16 protein-coding genes and 1 riboswitch are annotated in these 15,296 nt (G+C 72.5%); of the genes, 8 read left to right on the top strand and 8 right to left on the bottom strand.

Annotation, left to right across the window (positions count from 1 at the left end; translation table 11 throughout):
* Nucleotides 1–1,245: Na+/H+ antiporter (locus AB0J68_RS12020; RefSeq protein ID WP_363938120.1), on the top strand; the 1,245-nt coding region annotated here is incomplete at its 5' end.
* A 145-nt stretch (nucleotides 1,246–1,390) separates the two neighbouring features.
* Complete coding sequence (locus AB0J68_RS12015) at nucleotides 1,391–2,686, top strand: hypothetical protein (RefSeq protein WP_363938117.1); 1,296 nt, start codon at nucleotides 1,391–1,393, stop codon at nucleotides 2,684–2,686.
* Nucleotides 2,687–2,695: 9 nt separating this feature from the next.
* Here the strand turns inward: AB0J68_RS12015 and AB0J68_RS12010 are convergent, their stop codons facing one another.
* The 4 genes from AB0J68_RS12010 to AB0J68_RS11995 form a co-directional block, all read right to left on the bottom strand.
* Nucleotides 2,696–3,442 carry an amino acid ABC transporter ATP-binding protein gene (locus AB0J68_RS12010; protein ID WP_354855078.1) on the bottom strand — a complete coding sequence of 249 codons (747 nt, stop codon included), beginning with the start codon at nucleotides 3,440–3,442 and terminating at the stop codon, nucleotides 2,696–2,698.
* On the bottom strand, nucleotides 3,439–4,218 hold the full coding sequence (locus AB0J68_RS12005; RefSeq protein WP_363938114.1) for an amino acid ABC transporter permease: 780 nt from the start codon (nucleotides 4,216–4,218) through the stop codon (nucleotides 3,439–3,441). Before AB0J68_RS12005 ends, AB0J68_RS12010 begins: the two co-directional genes overlap by 4 nt.
* Before the next feature lie 39 nt (nucleotides 4,219–4,257).
* The gene (locus AB0J68_RS12000; protein ID WP_363938112.1) at nucleotides 4,258–5,103 is read right to left on the bottom strand and encodes an ABC transporter substrate-binding protein; all 846 of its coding nucleotides are present in this window, start codon (nucleotides 5,101–5,103) and stop codon (nucleotides 4,258–4,260) included.
* A 314-nt stretch (nucleotides 5,104–5,417) separates the two neighbouring features.
* Nucleotides 5,418–5,529, bottom strand: a riboswitch (SAM riboswitch).
* An 83-nt stretch (nucleotides 5,530–5,612) separates the two neighbouring features.
* The gene (locus AB0J68_RS11995) at nucleotides 5,613–7,553 is read right to left on the bottom strand and encodes an amino acid transporter (RefSeq protein ID WP_363938109.1); all 1,941 of its coding nucleotides are present in this window, start codon (nucleotides 7,551–7,553) and stop codon (nucleotides 5,613–5,615) included.
* A 229-nt stretch (nucleotides 7,554–7,782) separates the two neighbouring features.
* Here AB0J68_RS11995 and corA point away from each other — a divergent pair, with 229 nt between their 5' ends.
* Nucleotides 7,783–8,907 carry a magnesium/cobalt transporter CorA gene (gene corA / locus AB0J68_RS11990; protein ID WP_355068145.1) on the top strand — a complete coding sequence of 375 codons (1,125 nt, stop codon included), beginning with the start codon at nucleotides 7,783–7,785 and terminating at the stop codon, nucleotides 8,905–8,907.
* 16 nt (nucleotides 8,908–8,923) lie between these two features.
* Here the strand turns inward: corA and AB0J68_RS11985 are convergent, their stop codons facing one another.
* On the bottom strand, nucleotides 8,924–9,109 hold the full coding sequence (locus AB0J68_RS11985; RefSeq protein WP_007457747.1) for a hypothetical protein: 186 nt from the start codon (nucleotides 9,107–9,109) through the stop codon (nucleotides 8,924–8,926).
* A gap of 384 nt (nucleotides 9,110–9,493) precedes the next feature.
* On the opposite strand from AB0J68_RS11985, the gene AB0J68_RS11980 reads away from it, so the two are divergent.
* The gene (locus AB0J68_RS11980) at nucleotides 9,494–9,703 is read left to right on the top strand and encodes a hypothetical protein (RefSeq protein ID WP_355136040.1); all 210 of its coding nucleotides are present in this window, start codon (nucleotides 9,494–9,496) and stop codon (nucleotides 9,701–9,703) included.
* Here the strand turns inward: AB0J68_RS11980 and AB0J68_RS11975 are convergent.
* A complete protein-coding gene (locus tag AB0J68_RS11975; RefSeq protein WP_355136042.1) occupies nucleotides 9,700–10,215 on the bottom strand; it encodes a 2'-5' RNA ligase family protein in 516 nt (171 codons plus the stop codon). The genes AB0J68_RS11980 and AB0J68_RS11975 overlap by 4 nt on opposite strands.
* Before the next feature lie 79 nt (nucleotides 10,216–10,294).
* Here AB0J68_RS11975 and AB0J68_RS11970 point away from each other — a divergent pair, with 79 nt between their 5' ends.
* The 3 genes from AB0J68_RS11970 (at nucleotide 10,295) to AB0J68_RS11960 (ending at nucleotide 13,356) form a co-directional block, all read left to right on the top strand.
* The gene (locus AB0J68_RS11970; protein ID WP_354855085.1) at nucleotides 10,295–10,804 is read left to right on the top strand and encodes a DUF664 domain-containing protein; all 510 of its coding nucleotides are present in this window, start codon (nucleotides 10,295–10,297) and stop codon (nucleotides 10,802–10,804) included.
* 84 nt (nucleotides 10,805–10,888) lie between these two features.
* Nucleotides 10,889–11,278 carry an SCP2 sterol-binding domain-containing protein gene (locus tag AB0J68_RS11965; RefSeq protein ID WP_363938105.1) on the top strand — a complete coding sequence of 130 codons (390 nt, stop codon included), beginning with the start codon at nucleotides 10,889–10,891 and terminating at the stop codon, nucleotides 11,276–11,278.
* Nucleotides 11,275–13,356 carry a glycogen debranching N-terminal domain-containing protein gene (locus tag AB0J68_RS11960; protein ID WP_354855087.1) on the top strand — a complete coding sequence of 694 codons (2,082 nt, stop codon included), beginning with the start codon at nucleotides 11,275–11,277 and terminating at the stop codon, nucleotides 13,354–13,356. Before AB0J68_RS11965 ends, AB0J68_RS11960 begins: the two co-directional genes overlap by 4 nt.
* A gap of 1 nt (nucleotide 13,357) precedes the next feature.
* Here AB0J68_RS11960 and AB0J68_RS11955 read toward each other — a convergent pair whose 3' ends face one another.
* Complete coding sequence (locus AB0J68_RS11955; protein ID WP_354855088.1) at nucleotides 13,358–13,624, bottom strand: hypothetical protein; 267 nt, start codon at nucleotides 13,622–13,624, stop codon at nucleotides 13,358–13,360.
* A 104-nt stretch (nucleotides 13,625–13,728) separates the two neighbouring features.
* The gene (locus AB0J68_RS11950; protein ID WP_363938102.1) at nucleotides 13,729–14,232 is read right to left on the bottom strand and encodes a DinB family protein; all 504 of its coding nucleotides are present in this window, start codon (nucleotides 14,230–14,232) and stop codon (nucleotides 13,729–13,731) included.
* A 132-nt stretch (nucleotides 14,233–14,364) separates the two neighbouring features.
* Between AB0J68_RS11950 and AB0J68_RS11945 the strand changes: the two genes are divergently transcribed.
* Nucleotides 14,365–15,296, top strand: a 932-nt coding sequence (locus AB0J68_RS11945) for a DUF72 domain-containing protein (RefSeq protein ID WP_363938100.1), incomplete at its 3' end; no start/stop codon positions are given.

The raw sequence follows: 15,296 nt of genomic DNA, 5'->3' as shown, positions 1-15,296 counted from the left end.
GGCGGCTGCCGGGTGCTCGGCGCGGTCCTCGCGCCGACCGACGCCGCCGCGGTCACCGGCCTGGCCAAGCGCCTGCCCCGGAAGCTGCTCACCACCCTGCACGCGGAGAGTCTGATCAACGACGGCACCGCCCTGGTGATCTTCGGGGTGACCGTGGGTCTGCTCACCCAGAGCGAGAAGCCGGGGGTGCTGGGCATCGGCGAGGAGTTCGTCGGGGCGGGCGTCGGCGGGGTGGTCGCCGGTCTGCTGGTGGGCGCCGCCGTGGTGCTGATCCGCAAGCGGCTCGACGACCCGCTGCGCGAGGGGGCGCTGAGCGTGCTGACACCGTTCGGCGCGTTCCTGCTCGCCGACTCGGTGCACGCCAGCGGTGTGCTGGCCGTCGTGGTCGCCGGCCTGGTGCTGGCGTACGCCGGTCCGCGGGTGATCCGCGCCCGGTCCCGGGTGCTGGCGTACGCGTTCTGGGACCTGTCCACGTTCCTCATCAACGGCGGGCTGTTCGTGCTGCTCGGCACGCAGATCCCCCGGGCGGTGAAGGACATCTCCAGCACCTCGCCGGGCCGGGCCCTGGCGATCGTGCTGGTGGTCACCCCGGTCGTCGTCGCCACCCGGCTGCTGTTCCTCTACCTGACGGCGGAGTCGGCGAAGCTGCGCCGCCGGATGCTTGACGAGGACCAGTCGGCGTCCAACTGGCGGGTGGGGATCGTGGCCGGCTGGTCCGGTTTCCGGGGCGCAGTGTCGCTCGCCGCCGCGCTGGCCGTCCCGACGATGACGGCCGCCGGTACACCGGTGGTCGAACGCGACCTGATCATCTTCGTCACCGCGCTGGTCATCGTCGTGATCATGCTCGTGCAGGGCACCACCCTGCCGCTGGTGGTGCGCTGGGCGGGGCTGACCGGCGACCCCGAACGCGTTGACGAGGCCCGGCAGGCCCGCCTGCGCGCCACCCAGGCCGGCCTGGACGCGCTGCCGCAGGTCGCCGCCGAGGTCGGCGTCGAGGGGGAGGCGGTACGTCGGCTACAGGCCGAGTACCAGCGGCACCTGGCGGACGTCAACGACAGCGGTGGGCGTACCGCCGAGGAACGCCGGCTGGACCGCCGACTGCGCCTCGGCGTCCTGGCCCACAAGCGGCGGGAGCTGACCCGGCTGCGCGACAACCGGGAGATCGACGACCTGGTGCTCCAGGAGCTTCAGGCCGCCCTGGACAACGAGGAGATCCGGCTGCTGGGGCGGGGACCCAACGAGTGAACACCCGCCGGTGCGGCCCGGTCCGGGCCTGACGGATTGGTGACACCGCCCGCCACGCGTGCGGGACATTCGGCCACGTCGTCGACGGGTACGGTAAGAACCGGTTCGGCTTCCGTCGATGTGTTCGGTCCGCGAGGGGGTGCCCATGACCACCGGAGGGAGCGAGGCCGACCTGCGGGCGGTCACCGAGCGGGAGTTCCTCGACGAGCTGGTGGCGGTCACCCGCGAACGCGTCGCCACCGAGTTCCTCTACCTGATGGCGCAGGACGACGCCGTCATCGGCGTCCAGTGGGAGCAGCCCGGCGTGGACCACCTCCGCCGCTACCGGGTGCGCGACGCCTGCCCGCACTGCGTCGTCCTCGCGGGGGTGTTGGCGCTGGCGCCGATGCTGCCGCTGGACGTGCTGCGCGCCGGGCGCACCCGAGGGCAGTACGAGACGGTGCTGCGCACCGGCCGGCTGCCCCACCTGGCGTTCGCCCGTCCGGCCGGTCCGCCCGGCGCGAGCTGGCTGGGGGACTGCCACGCGGTCGACGGTGACCCGCACTCCGCCGCCGACTGCCCGAGGCACGCCGTGGCCTCGCCCACCGGCGACCCGCTGGAGCTGCGCCTCGGGTCGCTGCCCCGGGCCGTCCGGGAGCTGTACCCGCACGACGGCGCCGCGACCGCCGACCTGGCGCAGCGGTTGCGGATCGCCCAGGACTGGCGGGCCGACGCGCAGGCGGTGGCGAGCGGCATCCGCGAGGCGGCGGCGACCTGGGCGTTCCTGCGCACCTCCTGCGTGCTGGGCGTGCCGGTGCCCGGCATCAACGGTCTCGTGCTCACCCTGCCACCGGGCCCGGCCCCGGACGACCGGCCCCTGTCCGAGCTGCACGCCGCGACGGTGCGCGCCGTGCCCACCGGTGGCCCGCTGCCCTACCAGGAGCGGGCCTGCCTGCTGCCGGAGCCGGCGTCGAGAACGCACCGCATGCCGACGTACGCCGGCGCAATGGACCTGACCGCCGCGGCGCCGGTGCGTACGCTGCGGCTGCCGTCGCCCCGCCGGCCGCTGAGCACCACCGGCCGGGGCGTGCTGCTGCTCTACGAGGCCCGGCACGCCATGGGCCGGCACGTCGCGAGCGCGCCGGTGCGCGACGCCGCGTACTGGGATTCCGAAGCGGCGTTGAACGTCTTCGAGTTCACCCTGCTGGAGCGGGTCGCCGGGCGGCACTACCAGGAGGCGGTGGCCGCCTACCTTCAGGCGCTGCGCCGGGAGGGCGACCTGCTCACCCGCCCGCACAAGGTGCTCGACCGGCGCCGGCGCAAGGCGCTCTCGCTGGCGTTCGGCGGGCTGGACGACGAGGAGCTGCACCTGTGGGCGTCGGTCGCGTACCGCAACGCCATCCTGGAGCTGCTCGGCGACCTGAAGGTGTTCGCGGTGCACCTGCGCCTCCAGGCCGGCTGAGCGGTCGTCTCAGAGCACCTGGGCGAGGAAGCGGCGGAGCCGGGGATGCTCGGCGCCCTCGAAGATCCTCTCCGGCGGGCCGGCCTCCAGCACCACACCCCGGTCCATGAAGGCGACGGTGTCGGCGACGTGCCGGGCGAAGCCCATCTCGTGGGTGACCACCACCATCGTCATTCCGGCGGCGGACAGGTCGGCCATCACCCCGAGCACCCCCTTGACCAGTTCCGGGTCGAGCGCCGAGGTGGCCTCGTCGAAGAGCATCACCTCGGGCCGCAGCGCCAGCGCCCGGGCGATCGCCACCCGCTGCTGCTGACCACCGGAGAGCTGCGCCGGCCGGGCATCGGCCTTGCCGGCGAGCCCCACCAGCTCCAACTGGGCGCGGGCGACGGCCACCGCCTCGTCCTCGCCGAGCTTGCGCAGCCGGCGCAGCGCCAGGGTGACGTTGCGCAGCACGCTCATGTGCGGGAAGAGGTTGAACTGCTGGAAGACCATGCCCACCCGCTGGCGCAGCGCGTCCGGATCGTCGCGCAGGACACTGCGCCCGTCCAGCAGCACGTCGCCGCGGTCGGGCTCGATGAGCCGGTTGAGGGTACGCAGCAGAGTGGACTTCCCCGACCCGGACGGCCCGATCACGCAGGCCGTCCCACCGCGCTGCACGGTCAGGTCGACGCCGCGCAGCACGCGGTTCGGCCCGAAGGCCAGGTGGACGTCGCGCGCCTGGAGGCTGACCGAGGTGGTGGTCGCGGTGGTGGTCATCGCCGGTCTCCTTCCGGGGCCCCGGTCAGCGCCGGGTCGTCCTCGTCCTCGTCGTCGGCGGGTGCGGTGGCCGGCCGGCCGTGGCGCAACCGCCGGTCGATCGCGTTCACGACGTGCGTCAGCGGGACGGTCAACGCCAGGTAGAAGAGCCCGGCGAGCAGCAACGCGGACTCGTTGCCGGTGGTGGCCGCATAGTCCTGCCCGATGCGGAACAGCTCCCGCTGGCTGGCCACCAGGCCGAGGAAGTAGACCAGGCTGGAGTCCTTGATCAGCGCGATGAGCTGGTTGACCCAGGCGGGCAGCACCCGCCGGATGCCCTGCGGGATGATCACCAGCCGCATCGCGTCGGCCCAGGAGAAGCCGAGTGCCCGCGCGCCCTCCAACTGGGCCGCCTCCACCGACTGGATGCCGGAGCGGAAGATCTCCCCCATGTACGCCGCCGCGATCAGCGACAGCGCGAGGATGCCCAGCGGGTACGGGTCCGGTCCCCAGACCTGCATGCCGAACGGTGCCAGCCCGACGCCGATCAGCAGGATCGTCGCCGCGGCCGGCAGCCCTCGGAAGACGTCGGTGTAGACGCGGGCCGGCCAGCGCAGCCACCGGCTGCGGGAGATGCCGGCCACGGCCAGCAGCAGGCCGAACACCGTCCCGAGCAGGGCGGCGGAGACCGCCAGGATCAGCGTGTTGGGCAGCCCGACGGTCAGCATCTCGGGCAGCGCCTCGCGCATCGCGTCGGCGTCGAAGAAGGTCTCCCACAGGGTGCTCAACGGATCCATCGGTCGCCTCTCCTACCGCCCCGCTCGCTCGTCACCGGTTCAGGACGCGGCCGACGCCGACGCCGACGGCGCCGCCACGGTGCCGCTGCCCGGGGTGAAGTCCGCCGGGATCGGGCGGCCCGGGTAGTACTGGGCCTGCAACCGGCTCCAGGTGCCGTCGGCGATCACCTCGTCGAGGCCCTTGTTCAGCGCCTCGCGCAGCTTGTCGCTGCCCTTGGCCACGGCGTACGCGGTCGGCGCCGGGCTGAGCTGCTTGGCCGCCACGGTGATCTTGCCGTTGCTGTCGGCGGCCGACTTCTCGCCGATCTCCGCCGGGGCGATCCACGCGTCGGCGGTGCCCGCCTTGAGCTGGTTGAGCGCGCCGTTGTAGTCCGGCACCCGCACCGGGTCGAGCTGCTTGCCGGTGGCGTAGTCGTCCTGGACGGTGCCCTGCACCACCACGACCCGCTTGCCGGCGAGCTGGTCGAACCCGGTGATCGGCGAGCCGGCCGGCACGTCCAGCCCGAAGTAGCCGAAGTCGTAGCCGTTGCCGAAGTCGACTGTCTTCTTCCGCGCCTCGGTGATCGTGATCGAGGAGCTGCCGACGTCGAACTTGTGGTTGTTGACCTGGGAGAGCAGCGCGGAGAAGTCGGTGCCGACGAACTCGACCTTCAGGCCGAGCTTGCCGGCGACCGCGGTCAGCAGGTCGTTGTCGAAGCCGGTGAACTTACCGTCCTTGAGGTACACGTTCGGTGGGGCGTCGGTCAGCGTGCCGGCCCGCAGCACGCCGGCCTGCGCCAGGCCGTACGGATTGCCGGCGGTGTCGTTCGAGGCGTCGTCGGTGCCGCAGGCGGTCAGCGCGCCGGCAACCACAAGGGCCGCCCCAACGGCAACGGCACGGCTCAAGCCAGAAGAAAATCGCACGGGTGTCTCCAAAAGGGTGTGTCGACCCGGTCGATCGTGAAGTTGTTGCCCCGACACGCCGGTCGGGCGGGCAACAACGTCATGATCGACGCGAGGGTGGGGTGGGCGTGGTGCGCCCGGGGGAGGGAGGGGAGGGGAGGGGTTAGCGCGTGGGGTGGTGGTTACACGCCGCGCTGCACATTCGCATCAGGTCCACGTGGCGACGCCGGGTCAGGGGCGGCGTGAGCCGACCGGCCGGTGGCGTGGGGCTGAGAATGCGCATACGGTCTCCCGGGTCTGTTGCTGACCTGGGTGCCAGGCCACGCTTGCGCCGGCGTCCTGCCGGTGCCTGGTCTTCACCCGGGGCACCCCACCGCGGAGGAGGGTTGCCGGCCAGCGAGCCGGGGCTTCGCGCTGGCACTCATGACCTGCGCCGAGGCTAGCAGCTCCCACCTGTGGATCGTCCAGCCGTTATGACCACGCTCACCACCGGTGACGGTTCGACCGGCAGGTCAACCGGCGTGCACGTGCGGCCGGCGGCGCGGGTCGGGCTCTTGGCGACGCAGGATCTCCCGGGTGACCGAGGCGATGGCGCCCTGCCCGAACGCCAGGTAGCGCAGGAGGTTGCGACCCGGGCCACCCTCGCTCCATTCGAAGTAGATGTGTGGGCGTCGCCTGCTCCGGTCGCGGATCTCCAACAGCAGGGCGGCGAGCGCGGTGGGCACCGAGGAGCCGGTCAGGCTGAGCACCGGGTAGCTGTCGTGCGCCACGCTGCCGCGCACCGGCAGCTCGGTCTCGAAGTCCGACGGGTCGGTGACGTGGACCTCGACGAAGATGACGTCGCTGTCGTCGGGGAAGTCGTTGTCCGCCATGGTCTGTGCCAGCTTGGCGCGGTATTCGGCCGGGTCGCGGCGGTCCGGCTCGTGCGCGATGAGGCGGATCCGACGGGTGGCACGCTCGTCGATCATCCGGGCGGCGGTCGGATCCAGCTCGACGTGGTCGACTCGCACCTCGTAGGCCCGTACGAGCCGGGACAGCACCGACACCAGGATCATCCCGCCGATGAAACACGCGGCGATCTTGACGCCGTCGGGGCGTTCCACGACGTTCGCCAGGGTGGTGTAGACGAAGATCAGCGCGATGGCCCCGAAGGCGTACATCCGCCCCCGCTGCCGCCGTCGTCGCGCCGCGAGGGTCACGGCCGTCGCCGCCGAGGTGATCAACACCAGGACCCCGGTGGCGTACGCGCCGCCCTGCGCGTCCACGCTGGCGGAGAAGATCACCGTGATCAGGAATGCCACCGAGGTGAAGACCAGCACCAGCGGCCGGACCGCCCGCGCCCAGGTAGGGGCCATACCGTAGCGCGGCAGATACCGGGGTACGAGATTGAGCAGCCCGGCCATCGCCGACGCGCCCGCGAACCACAGGATCCCGATCGTGGACAGGTCGTAGACCGTGCCGAAAACGCCGCCGAGGTGCTGGTGCGCCAGGTAGGCCAGCGCCCGGCCGTTCGCCGGCCCGCCCGGCCTGAACGCCTCCGGCGGGATCAGCACGGTGGTGGTCACACTGCTGGTGATCAGAAAGACGCTCATCGTCGCGGCGGCGGTGGTGAGCAGCCGCCGCGCCCCCCGGATCCGGCCCAGCGGCCGGTCCTCCGAGTCCTCGCGATCCCCCCGGATGTGCGGCATCACGGCCACCCCGGTCTCGAAACCGGACAGGCCCAACGCCAGCTTCGGGAACACCAGCAGGGACAGCCCGACCACCAGCAGGGGATCGCCGTGCCCGGTGCTCAGCGCGGTGGTCCAGTCCCCGACCGCGCTCGGGTGGGTCACCACCCGCCACAGCGCGTCGGCGATCACCACCGCGTTCAGCGCCAGGTAGACCGCGACCAGGACGACGGCGATCCCGATGGCCTCGCCGAATCCCTTGAGGAACACCGCGCCCAGCAATGCCACCAGCAGCAGCGTGATGGCCACCTCGTGTCCCTTGAGCCCGCTCGGCCAGAACGGGTTCTCGTCGAGGTGGGCGGTCGCGTCCGCCGCCGAGAGGGTGATGGTGATGATGAAGTCGGTGGCCGCGAAACCGAGCAGCACCAGCACCAACAGCTTGCCCGGCCAGTAGCTCAGCAGGCGTACGAGCATCGCGATCGAGCCCTCACCGTGCGGGCTCTCCACCGCCACCCGCCGGTACACCGGCAGCGCGCCCAGCAGCGTCACCAGCACCAGCACCAGCGTCGCCACCGGCGACAGCGCCCCGGCCGCGAGCGCCGCGATGCCCGGCTGGTAGCCCAGCGTCGAGAAGTAGTCGACACCGGTCAGGCACATCACCTTCCACCACGGGTGGTGCCGATCCTCGGGCGGGCGGCCGCCCGGCCCGGAACGCCGCGCGGCCCGCTCCGTACCGCCGTCGAGCAGCCAACCGCGCAGCCGCCCGGCGCGCCTGTTGCCCTGCACCGGCGCTTCCCCCGTCCTCCGCCCATGGTCACCGCGAGTATCCGCCCGGCCACACGCGCCCGTCCCCAGGTACGCCGAACCCGCCCGTACCGGGTGGGGACGGCCGGCGAGTCGGAGGGTTTCGGCCCGGGGGCAGGGGGGATGCAGCGCCTCCGGCGCGCCTCGCACCGAATCGTCCGGTCGGGCCGGGAGGCCGCCGGATCGGATGCCACCGGGGAAGGAGCGGGTCATGGTCGGCGGCCGTCGCTTCCGCCCGGGTGGTGGCTTCGGCCGTCAGCTCGACGAGCACGAGACCCGCGTCGGCGTGCCGCCGCCGGAGCCGCCCCCGCCCGCCGGTGGCATGGTGGACAGTGCCGTCTACATCCGGGGACACCGGATCGCGTCGCCGGCCGGCCTCGCCGAGACGTACTCCTGCCTACAGGAGCAGGACGACGCGATGGCCTGGATCGGGTTGTACCGGCCCGACATCGACCAGATCTCCTCGCTGGCGCGCGAGTTCCGCCTGCACGACCTGGCGGTGGAGGACGCGATCAACGCCCACCAGCGACCCAAGCTGGAGCGGTACGGGCACACGCTGTTCGTGGTGCTGCGTGCCGCCCGCTACGACGACCTGCGGGAGGAGGTCGAGTTCTCCGAACTGCACCTGTTCATCGGGCCCGGTTTCGTGGTGACGGTCCGCCACGGCGAGGTCCCCGACCTGGCCGCGGTCCGGCGACGGATGGAGGCCGACGCGCCGATGCTCGCCCAGGGGCCCGAGGCGGTCCTGTACGCGATCCTCGACCAGGTCGTCGACGGGTACGCGCCGGTGGTCGCCGGGTTGGAGAACGACATCGACGAGATCGAGACCCAGGTCTTCGGGGGTGACCCGAACGCCAGCCGGCGCATCTACGGGCTCAGCCGGGAGGTCATCGAGTTCCAGCGGGCCGCCCGGCCGCTGCTCACCATGCTCGACGCGTTGGCCACCGGCGCCGGCAGCTACGGCACGGACGAGGAGCTGCGCCGCTACCTGCGTGACGTGACCGACCACCTCACCCAGGTGGTCGAGCGGGTGGACGGGTTCCGGCACCTGCTGCAGAACATCCTCACCGTCAACGCCACACTCGTCTCGCAGCAGCAGAACGAGGAGATGCGCAGCCTGACCGCGGCCAGCTACGCGCAGAACGAGGAGCTGAAGAAGGTCTCCTCGTGGGCCGCGATCCTGTTCGCCCCCACGCTCATCGGCACCGTGTACGGCATGAACTTCGTCCACATGCCGGAGCTGAACTGGCGCTTCGGCTACCTGTTCGCGCTGCTGCTGATGCTGCTGGTCTGCGGAACCCTCTATCTGGTCTTCAAGCGCCGCGGCTGGCTCTAGCAGCGGGGCGCGAGGCTCACTCGATGCCGCGCAGGATGTGCCGCTCGTCCTCGCTGTCGTCGTCACCGGCGCCGATGCGACCGAGCAGCACGGCGGCGGCCCAGATGGTCAGGGGCGTGGCCGCCCCGGTCATCCCGCCACCGGTCCGGTCGTGGCTGGTCTGGCTCCGCTCCGTGCGCGGTGGCCTGCGCTGAGCCTGCATGGGCCCTGCCTCTCCTCGTCGAAGCCGCCGCGGGCGGCCCGCTCGCGCGGGTCACCACCGGTACGGCATCCACGTCGAACCATCCCACGCCCGGCCGCATCCGCACCCCCTGTTTTCGGTTTCCCGACTGTCGCCCGCCAAACCGGACATCTCGCCTCGATGGTGCACCGACCGGCCGAATGGGTAGCGAGGTACAGGTGAGCGGATCTCTCGACACCGCCGTCCGGGTCGCCACCGGACGTGGCGCCCTGCCTCGCTACCTCGTCGCGGCGACGCTCGCCCGCGGCGCGGACGCCGGGGCGACCGTGGGAGTGGTGTTGCTGGCCACCGTGTCGCAGGTCGGGGCGACCCGGCCGGCGCTGCTCGGCGTACGCGCCGGACGCCGTGCGGACGCAGGTGTTCGTGTCGACGGCGGCCCTGAAGGTGGCCGCCGGCTCGCTCGGGACCGGGCTGGCCGGTGCGCTCGCCCCGCTGGGTCCGCGTCTGCTGCTGCTGGCCGGGGCATCCATCGCGCTCGCCGCAGCGGTGGCGGCGAGCGTGTCCGCGCGGCGGCGCGTCGACCGCCAGGACGGCTGGGACCTTGACAAACCCTAGGCCAGCGGATGGGCGATGCCGCGGGCGTGGTCGGTGAGGGCGGCGCCGACCACGGTCGCCGCCAGCGGCAGCACCTCCAGGCAGCGGCGCACCGCGGCGGCCATCAGCGTGTTCGGCACCCGCATGGACAGCGTGCAGTGCGGCACCCAGCGCCCCGGCTGGTAGTGCTCGACCAGGGTGATCCCGGCGGCGGCGAGCCGGCCGTGCACCAACCGGTGGTGCGCGAGCAACTCCGGGGTGGGCGCCGGGCCGAGCCAGAGCACCCGTCCGACGAACTGCCCCGCGTACTGGAAGTCCAGTCGTAGTGGGGCCGCCACGACCGTTCCGCGCAGCGCCTCGGCGACCTGTTCGGGGTCGAAGCGGGGCGCGACCGCGAGCGACACGTGCGGGCGGTGGCGCTGCTCCAGCAGCGAGCGCATGCTCTGCACGCCCTCGGCCTCCAACGCGTCCCACAACACCCGGATCCGCCGGGTGGCGTCCGGGTCCAGATACAGCTCCAGCGCCGCGACCACGTGATCACCGTAGCGGCCGAGATCTGGCTGTCGGTGTCGGGCGGTACCGTGATCGGAAACCGACCAGGAGGCGTGCCCCGTGGACGTGAGTGACCTGCTGACCGAGACGTACGACCGGCTGCCCGACCTCGTCCGCGCGGCGGTCGACGGCCTCACCCCGGAGCAGCTGCGTCGGGCGCCCGGCGAGGGCGCCAACCCGGTCGGGTGGCTGGTCTGGCACCTCACCCGCGTCCAGGACCACCACGTCGCCGACCTGCTCGACGCCGAGCAGATCTGGGTCAACGGGGACTGGGCGGGGCGGTTCGGGCTCACCGCCGACCCGCACAACACCGGCTACGGCCACACGCCCGCGCAGGTGGCGGAGGTGCGCCCGGAGAGCGCGCAGGCGCTGATCGACTACTACGAGGCGGTTTCGGCGCGTACCGGATCGTTCCTGGCGGGGCTGCGCCCGGCGGACCTGGACCGCGTGGTGGACGAGTCGTGGGACCCGCCGGTCACTCTCGGCGTGCGGCTGGTCAGCATCGCCGACGACGACCTGCAACACGCCGGGCAGGCCGCCTACGTCCGCGGCCTCGTCGAGGCCGTCTGACCCGCGTCCCCCGGTTCACCCGGTTCGGGTGACTCCCGCTCACCCCGCGCCGGGTGATTCTGCGGGGATGCGGGAGGTGATCTGATGGGTACGCCGGCGGCGCGGTTCCTGCAGGACCTGGACGCCGGCCGGCGCCCCGACCTGTCCGAGACCACCGCCGGGACGCTGCGGCTGGACATGCGCGGCGACGGCTGTACCGATCACTGGTACCTGACCGTCGCCGACCAGCACGTCCAGGTGACCCGGTCGGCCGACGACGCCGACCTGCTGGTCCGCGCCGATCGGGCGGTCTTCGACGAGTTGGCCAGCGGTCAGCTGCACCTCGCCGAGGCGTTGCTGCGCAACGAGCTGACCGTGCGGGGCGACATGGCACTGCTGTTGCTGCTGCGGCGGATCTTCCCCGGCCCGGCCGACGCCCGGCATCCCCGTGCGCTGGGCCGGGCGGCCCTCGCGAGACAGGAGGGGTCGCGATGAGGCAGGAGCAGGTGCACGTGATCGCCGGCAACGTGTTCGCGATCAGCGACGCCCAGGGCGACATGGAGGTCGACCCGCAGGCGCCGGTCGGGCTCTTCTCGTTCGACACCCGCTTCCTGTCGCGGTGGGTGCTCAGCGTCGACGGGGAACGCCTCAACGCGCTCTCCCGCGACGACATGACGTACTTCGAGACCCGGTTCGTCCTGGTGCCCGGTGCGGCGAGCCACTACGTGGACGCCGACGTGTCGATCATCCGGCACCGCTCGGTGCACGACTGCTTCCACGAGCAGATCACCGTGCTCAACCATTCGCCGAAGCCCGCCGACTTCACCGTGCGGATGGAGGTGGGCGCTGACTTCACCGACATCGCCGAGATCGCCGACGTCGCACGGCCCCGACCGCGGGCCGTCCACGTCGCGGTCGACGCCCACCGTGCGGCACTCGTGCTGCGCTACGAGCGGGAGCGGTTCGGCCGCGTCACCACGGTGCACAGCACCGCCCCCGCCGAGGTCGACGAGGAGGGGCTCACGTTCCGGATCAGCGTTCCGCCCGAGGGGAAGTGGGAGACCACCCTGCACGTCAGCATGACGATGCGGGGCGAGGGTGACCGGGACATGCGCGCCGATCTGGAGTCGCACCAGCAGGTCCTGCGGCGGGGAATGGGTGACGACCTGACCGCGTGGTTGGCCCGGGCCCCGCAGTTGGTGGCCGAACGGGCGGGCCTGGAGGAGACGTACCAGGGCGCTCTGGCCGCCCTGGCGGCGCTGCGGTACCAGCCGCTGGCGTACACCGACCGGGTGCCGGTCGGCGGCCTGCCGTGGGCGATGGGAATGTGCGGGCGGGACAGCATCATCACCTGCCTGCAGAGCCTGGCGTTCACCCCCGAACTGGCCCGCGCGACGCTGCGGATGCTGGCGCTGCTGCAGGGTGGCCAACTCGACGACGAGCACGACGAGGAGCCGGGCAAGATCCTGGTCCAGTTGCGCTACGGCGAGTTGGCCGCGTTCGGGGAGCGGCCCAACGCGCTGTACTACGGCGCGGCCGACACCACCCCGCTGTTCGTGGTCCTGCTCGACGAGTACGAGCGCTGGTCCGGCGACGCGGAGCTGGTCCGCGAGCTGCGCCACCCGGCCCGGCGGGCGCTGGACTGGATCGACGAGTACGGCGACATGACCGGCGACGGTTACGTGCGCTACCAGCGCCGCAACGAGCGGCACGGCGCGGTGAACCAGTCCTGGAAGGACTCCCGGGACGCGATCGTCGACGCGCACGGGCGGTTGCCCGCGTTTCCCCGCGCCACCTGCGAGTTGCAGGGCTACGCGTACGACGCGAAGCGGCGCGGCGCCCGGCTGGCCCGCGAGTTCTGGGGCGAGCCCGAGTACGCCGACCGGCTCGATCGGGAGGCGACGGCGCTCAAGGAGCGGTTCAACCGGGACTTCTGGTTGCCGCACCGGGAGTACTACGCGTTGGCGCTGGACCCGTACGGCGAGCAGGTCGACGCCCTGACGTCCAACATCGGGCACCTGCTGTGGAGCGGGATCGTCGCGGACGATCGCGCCGAGGCGGTCGCCGAGCACCTGCTCGGGCCGCGGCTGTTCAGCGGCTGGGGGGTGCGGACGTTCGCCACCGGCCAGCGCCCGTACAACCCGGTGGGCTCGCACCTCGGGGCGGTGTGGCCGTCGGACAACGCCCTGATCGCCGCCGGTCTGCGGCACTACCGTTTCGACACGCACGCGGCCCGGATCGCGGCCGGCATCTTCGACATGGCGCAGACGCTCGGCGGAGCGGTGCCGGAGCTGATCGCCGGCTACGAGCGGAGCCTGACCAAGTATCCGGTCCAGTTGCCCTCGGCCGGTCGTCCCCAGTCGTGGTCCTCGGGCGCGCTGCTGATGTTGCTGGGCACCCTGTTGGGCCTGCGGCCCACCGGCGAGAACCTGCTGGTGAATCCCGCCCTGCCCAGCGGCTTCGGCGGTATCGAGCTGCTCGACATCCCCGGCCGTTGGGGGCACACCGACGCGTACGCCGGTGATCGCTCCACCCAGGCGGAGGCCCGCCCGCGGACCCGGCGGCGACCGTGACTCAGCGGCCGTCGCTCCGGGCTGTCGCACCGCCGGCGTCCTGATCGAGGGACGGGGACACGTGGGCCGGGGGAGGCCGCCGGCGGTGCGCCTGGGCGCGACGGAAATCCTGCACGGCGAGGCTCAGGCCGGCCAGCTCGTCGGGGCGCGGCGCGGCACGCACCGCCGTCAGGAGCAGCACGACCGGACGCGTGTCGGTCGACGGATCGACGGGGAAACCGCCGAGCAGCCGCTCGGCGGTTTCCTGGTTCATCCGGTCCGCGTTCATCTCGTGTCCCTCAGCGCCCACCCCGCGGGCGATGTCACATCGGCGCCCGGAGCGGGAACCGGTGGTGACAGCACGAGGCGAAGCGCCCGAGGGCGGGCCGGGGCTCAGCTCATGGTCTTCGACCCGTCGATCGCCTCACGCAGGATGTCGGCGTGCCCCGCGTGCTGCGACGTCTCGGCGATGAGGTGCAGCAGCACCCGGCGGACCGTCCAGCTCGCACCCGGCTCGAACCAGGGCGCCTGCGGCAGCGGGTGGGCCGCGTCCAGATCGAGGGTGGCGATCAGCTCGTCGGTGTGGGCGGCCACCGCCTGGAACCGCTCGACCAGCCCGGCCAGGGTCTCGCCCGGCGCCATCCGGAACTGACCGACCCAGTCGATCTCCTCGCGCTGCATGGCCTCCGCGCCACCCACGGCGAACAGCATCCACCGCTCCTCGGTGCCGGCGACGTGCTTGATGAGCCCGCCCGGGCAGAGCTCGCTCACGGTGCTGCGGGCGGCGGCCTGCTCGTCGGTCAGCCCGTCGACGGTCTGCAGGAGGAAGCCCCGGTGCCGGCGCAGCGTCTGCAGCAGGTCGGCCCGTTCCCCGGTGAGCTGCGCGGTGCTGGTCATGGTGTTGCCCTTCGGTCGAGGTCCGTCGGGCGCCAGCCTAGGACCGGGCACCGACACTTCGGGGTCGGACACGACGGGAGCGCCGGCCGCCAGCGGTTGCCGATCGGGGCGCGGGACTGTCCACTGAATGACATGGGTGTGATCAAGGTGGGCACGTCGTCCTGGGCGGACCAGACGTTGCTGCGCTCCGGCTGGTATCCGCGCTCGGCCAACACGCCGGCCGGCCGGCTGGCCTACTACGCGGGACGGTTCCCGCTGGTCGAAGTGGACACGTCCTACTACGCCGTTCCGGTGCCGGAGACGACACAGGGCTGGGTCGACGCGACACCCGACGACTTCACCTTCAACGTCAAGGCGTTCAGCCTCTTCACCGGGCATCCCACGCCGGTCGCCGTGCTGCCCCGGGATCTGCGGCCGGCCGGCGGCCCGAGCCGGGTCCGCCGTCGCGATCTGCCCGAGCAGGCGTACGACGAGCTGTGGGCCCGCTTCCAGGCGGCGCTGGACCCGATCGCGGCCGCCGGCAAGCTCGGCGCGGTGCTGTTGCAGTTCCCGCCCTGGTTGGCGCACGGCGCCGCCGCCGAGCGTCGCATCGTGGAGCTGGCGCAGCGGTGCCGGCCGTGGCGGGTGGCGGTGGAGCTGCGGCACGCCTCCTGGTTCGACGGCGCCGGCGCGGCGGCGACCCTGGACCTGCTGCGCGCGCACGACCTGTCCCTGGTCTGCGTCGACATGCCACAGGGGCACCCGTCGTCGGTGCCGCCGATCCTGACGCGGACGGCGGAGCCCGCGATCGTCCGCTTCCACGGCCACAGCGACGCGTGGGGCGACGGCGACAAGCAGGACAAGTTCCGCTACGCGTACGACGAGTCGGAGCTGCGGGACTGGGCCGCGCGGCTGGCGGAGCTGGCCGGAGACGTCGACGACCTGCATGTGCTGTTCAACAACTGCTGCGCCGGGCAGGCCCAGCGCGACGCCACCCGGCTGGCGCAGCTGCTCGCCGAGACCATGCTCGCCGATCCGCGGGTGCCGCCCGGGCCGCGACGGTCTGACCGTCGGCCGGTCCACGC

The organism is Micromonospora sp. NPDC049580 (assembly GCF_040675595.1).
In the GTDB taxonomy this organism is placed as follows: Bacteria; Actinomycetota; Actinomycetes; order Mycobacteriales; family Micromonosporaceae; genus Micromonospora.
The sequence above is the reverse complement of the archived record's forward strand: the minus strand, read 5'-3'. Positions and strand labels throughout refer to the sequence as shown.